Source organism: Dokdonella sp., assembly GCF_039926425.1.
In the GTDB taxonomy this organism is placed as follows: domain Bacteria; phylum Pseudomonadota; class Gammaproteobacteria; order Xanthomonadales; family Rhodanobacteraceae; genus Dokdonella_A.
In genome coordinates, this window is the sequence record NZ_JBDSWZ010000194.1 from 1 (window position 1) to 3811 (window position 3811).

Annotated in this window: 6 protein-coding genes; all 6 read left to right on the forward strand. The window is 65.5% G+C overall.

Features of this window, described 5'->3' with window-relative positions:
* Positions 1-208: 208 nt before the first annotated feature.
* Positions 209-565, forward strand: a complete 357-nt coding sequence (locus tag ABIV12_RS11365) for a metalloregulator ArsR/SmtB family transcription factor (protein WP_348059324.1) — start codon at positions 209-211, stop codon at positions 563-565.
* Positions 562-996 (forward strand): ArsI/CadI family heavy metal resistance metalloenzyme, encoded by a 435-nt coding sequence (locus ABIV12_RS11370; RefSeq protein ID WP_348059326.1) that lies wholly within the window; start codon positions 562-564, stop codon positions 994-996. The genes ABIV12_RS11365 and ABIV12_RS11370 overlap by 4 nt, the downstream gene beginning before the upstream one ends.
* A 13-nt stretch (positions 997-1009) precedes the next feature.
* Positions 1010-1510, forward strand: coding sequence for an arsenate reductase ArsC (locus ABIV12_RS11375; RefSeq protein WP_348059328.1), 501 nt, complete (start codon positions 1010-1012; stop codon positions 1508-1510).
* Entirely contained in the window at positions 1507-2196 is a 690-nt protein-coding gene (locus ABIV12_RS11380) for an MIP/aquaporin family protein (protein WP_348059330.1), read from the forward strand. The genes ABIV12_RS11375 and ABIV12_RS11380 overlap by 4 nt, the downstream gene beginning before the upstream one ends.
* 72 nt (positions 2197-2268) lie before the next feature.
* Positions 2269-2973 (forward strand): hypothetical protein, encoded by a 705-nt coding sequence (locus ABIV12_RS11385; RefSeq protein WP_348059332.1) that lies wholly within the window; start codon positions 2269-2271, stop codon positions 2971-2973.
* 132 nt (positions 2974-3105) lie between these two features.
* Positions 3106-3804 carry a hypothetical protein gene (locus tag ABIV12_RS11390; RefSeq protein WP_348059334.1) on the forward strand — a complete coding sequence of 233 codons (699 nt, stop codon included), beginning with the start codon at positions 3106-3108 and terminating at the stop codon, positions 3802-3804.
* Positions 3805-3811: the final 7 nt, after the last annotated feature.

Here is a 3811-nt window from a genome sequence, read left to right on the forward strand (position 1 = left end):
GCATTGGGAGCGTTCGTGACGCAACAATCGCTGAACGCTCCAGCCAGGGATCACCGACCTGACGGCTCGATGGGCGCCGTGTCATGCATTCCCGTTGGTTGGCGACTGCAGACAGAGAGGAACTTCCACCGGAGCGATTTGCACATGCAGCGGAATGACCTTGACGGAATCCTTGACAGATCTCCGTCGTTTCCATAATCATGGAACTATGGAAATCGAAGCCGCCCTTGCCGCACTGTCCGCGCTGTCGCAGCGCACACGCCTCGACGTGTTCCGATACCTCGTGGAGGCAGGTCCTGCGGGGTCCGCTGTCGGCGCGATTGCAGAATCGGTGGGCGTCCCGGCTCCGACGCTGTCGTTCCATCTGAAAGAACTCAGCCACGCCGACCTCGTCACGAGCCGGCAGGAAGGCCGCTTCATCCGCTACACCGCGAACTTCGCGCGGATGAATGGGCTGGTGGGCTACCTCACCGAGAACTGCTGTCGTGGCCAGCCGGCGCTGTGCGTTCCGGTCTGCGCACCAAAGCGATCCGCCACTCACCGCCGCAAAAGGATTCCTGCATGAAACGCTTCCACGTCCATGTGTCGGTCAACGATCTTGCCCGCAGCATCCGTTTTTATTCGGCGATCTTCGGCGCGACCCCGACGGTCGTGAAAGGCGACTACGCCAAATGGATGCTCGAGGATCCACGCATCAACTTCGCGATCTCAGAACGCGGCGACACTGCCGGCGTGAACCACCTCGGGCTGCAGGTCGACGGCGCGGACGAATTGACCGCGTTGCGTCGACAGGTGAGCCTGGCCGACATTGCGGCCGACGAAGAACCCGCCGCCGAATGCTGCTACGCGCTGTCGGACAAATACTGGATCGAGGATCCGCAAGGCGTCGCGTGGGAAACCTTCCATACGCTTGGGCACATCCCGATGTTCGGCAAGGACCACGCGAATCCGTCGCCCGCGGCTTCGGCGTGCTGCACGCCAGCGGCGATGGGTTGAACGGAACGCCGCCATGTCCGACCCGATCCACCGCGTTCTTTTCCTGTGCACCGGCAATTCGGCGCGTTCGATTCTTGCCGAGGCGATCGTCAACCACGTTGCAAGTCACGACGGCCGATTCCGCGCGTATTCGGCCGGGAGTTTTCCGAAGGCCCAGCCGAATCCGGACGCACTGGCGCTGCTGCGTCGCCAGCACATCCCGACCGAGGGACTCTCGAGCAAACCGTGGGACGTGTTCGCCGAACCCGGCGCGCCGCCGATCGATTTCGTGTTCACTGTGTGCGACCAGGCCGCGGGCGAGGTCTGCCCGATCTGGCCGGGGAAACCCCTGACCGCGCACTGGGGCATTCCGGATCCGGCGGCCGTCGAAGGGAGCGACGCGACAAGGCAGGGGGCATTTCTCGATGCGTTCGTTGCGCTCAAGCGGCGTATCGAACTCTTCACGAGCCTGCCGATCGCATCGCTCGACCGGTTGACGCTGCAACAGCGCATGCACGACATCGGTACGCAATGAGCGTGGGTCGCCGGGCATTCGCGGACGGCCTCGCAACGGCGTTGCTGCTGGCCGTCGTGGTCGGCTCCGGCATCATGGGCGAGCGCCTCGCCGCCGGAAACACGGCGGTCGCATTGCTCGCGAACGCACTCGCGACCGGCTGCGGCCTTGCCGCGCTGATCGTCACGTTCGCACCGATTTCCGGCGCGCACATGAATCCCCTCGTGACGATCGCACTCGCCGTTCGCGGCGACCACGCGTGGCGCGACGTGCCCGGTTTCGTCGTCGCGCAGCTCACGGGGGCCGTCCTTGGCGTCTGGGTCGCGCATGCGATGTTCGATCTGCCGATCATCGAAATGTCGCACAGGGTTCGCGTGGGCAGGCCGCAGCTCTTCTCCGAAACAATCGCGACCTTCGGGCTCCTGGTCGTCGTGCTGCGCGGATCGCGCCAGCGACCGGACGCGGTGCCCTGGACAGTCGCGTGCTACATCACCGCGGCCTACTGGTTCACGGCGTCGACGTCATTCGCGAATCCGGCCGTGACAATCGCGCGATCGCTGACCGACACGTTTGCCGGCATCGCGCCAGCCGGCGTCGCAGGATTCTGCGCAGCGCAATGCGTTGGTGCAGCGCTCGCAGTCGGCGTCGACCGCGGGTTCAACGCGGATCGCCCCGCGTCGCCACCGGTGTCGCCCGAAGCAGGCTGACGTGTCGATCGTCGCGGTGCAGGCGAATGCGTCCGGCGTACGATGCGACCGATCCCCTGCAGAGGTCCAGCCATGCGATCCGCCTATCTCGCCTGTTTCGTGTTGGCCGTCGTCGGGGTGTGCGTCTGGGTGCGGCAGGACCCTGTCGATGCCGCGGTCGCACCGCAACGAAGCGCGATGGCGCATGGCGAGCCTCCGGCGCCGAGCGAACCCGCGGAACGCAAGGCCAGCGCCGCGAACACGATTCGCTCGACCAACCTGACGCCATCCACGCCGGCGCGACCGTCGAGCGGGCAGTCGACAAAGCCAGCGACGGGTGCAGCGGGCAACGCCGCGGCCGCGGCGCCACCGGATGCAACACCGACGACTGCGGAGGTCAAACCGGCGTCGGAATTGTTCTCCGGGTTCGTCGACGACGATCCACGCAACGTGTTCCTGCCCTCGTCGGTGCAATACCACGCCGCAGTGCAATCGGAATCCGTCGATCCGGCATGGGGTCCGGCGGCCGCCGACGCGTTGCGCACCTTCGTCGCAACGCAGTACGGCAACCGCTTCGAACTGCCGCTGGTCGACTGTCGGCAGGACCTGTGCGAACTGCGTGTCGCCGGCCAGGTCGGCGGCGATCAGCTGGCGGACATGCAGGACTTCCAGCAACTCGTCGAGCAGATGAAGCAGCAACCGTGGTGGTCGGCGCTGGAGTTCGATCAGCACACCGGAATGATCGGGACCGCGCCGGATGGTCGCGCGTTGCTGCTGTATTTCTTCTCGAGGAAATGAGGCGGATGGCCGTCTTCGCTGTTGACAAGCGCCTCGCGAGATCCGGGTCGTCAAATTCATGGGTGGACAGTCGTGTCGCACCGTACAGGCCGCACGCCATAGACTCGTCGTTCACGTCATCGGAGCATGCAGATGCGCAACCTGGATTTCAGCTCGTGGCAGACCATGCTGTCGACGCTGTTCGGCCTTGCCGTCATCACGTTGATCGGTGTCGGGATCCGTCTGCTCGCGATGCAGACGATCCAGGTCCGCCGCGAACGCGAGAACCGCCAGATCAACGAACGGCTGCGGACGTTGATTGCGGCGTACAAGACCCTTGGCGGGTCGTTCACCGGAAACCTCAGTGTCGATCCCACGCATCTGCGCGATGTGAAGCGCAGGGCCGGGAACGCGCCGGAGCTCGGCGCAACGGATGCGTCATCCGCGGATGAATGGCCGAGTGCCGACCGATCGCGACGCGTCCGCGACGCGGTCGAAGCTGCGTTGTCCGACATCATTCTGCTCGGCACCGAAGAGCAGGTGCGCCTTGCGGCGCTGGCCGCGACCGAACTTGCTGCGGGCCGTCCTACGCATACGGCTGAGCTTGTCGTCTCGCTCCGCGTGTTCATTCGCCAGGTGCTCGACCTCGATGCGATTCCGGCCGGCGTCGCGATACCAAAGCAGGGTCCCACCCGACCCGCCGCTGCGCGTGGGAAAGGAGAAGCAGGTGGCAAGGACGGCGCCGGAGGGGGCGGATCGAAGGGAGGAGGTGGCGGAATGGGCGGCGGCGGGGGCGGAATGGGTGGCGGCGGGAGTGTCGGCTTCGACGACGATCACACGCATCGCGCATGACAGGGTG

What these genes read in the sequence shown, in the direction of transcription:
- ABIV12_RS11365 (WP_348059324.1), top strand. Translation starts at nt 209, where the DNA reads ATGGAAATCGAAGCCGCCCTTGCCGCACTGTCCGCGCTGTCGCAGCGC.
- ABIV12_RS11370 (WP_348059326.1), top strand. Translation starts at nt 562, where the DNA reads ATGAAACGCTTCCACGTCCATGTGTCGGTCAACGATCTTGCCCGCAGC.
- ABIV12_RS11390 (WP_348059334.1), top strand. Translation starts at nt 3,106, where the DNA reads ATGCGCAACCTGGATTTCAGCTCGTGGCAGACCATGCTGTCGACGCTG.
- ABIV12_RS11385 (WP_348059332.1), top strand. Translation starts at nt 2,269, where the DNA reads ATGCGATCCGCCTATCTCGCCTGTTTCGTGTTGGCCGTCGTCGGGGTG.
- ABIV12_RS11380 (WP_348059330.1), top strand. Translation starts at nt 1,507, where the DNA reads ATGAGCGTGGGTCGCCGGGCATTCGCGGACGGCCTCGCAACGGCGTTG.
- ABIV12_RS11375 (WP_348059328.1), top strand. Translation starts at nt 1,010, where the DNA reads ATGTCCGACCCGATCCACCGCGTTCTTTTCCTGTGCACCGGCAATTCG.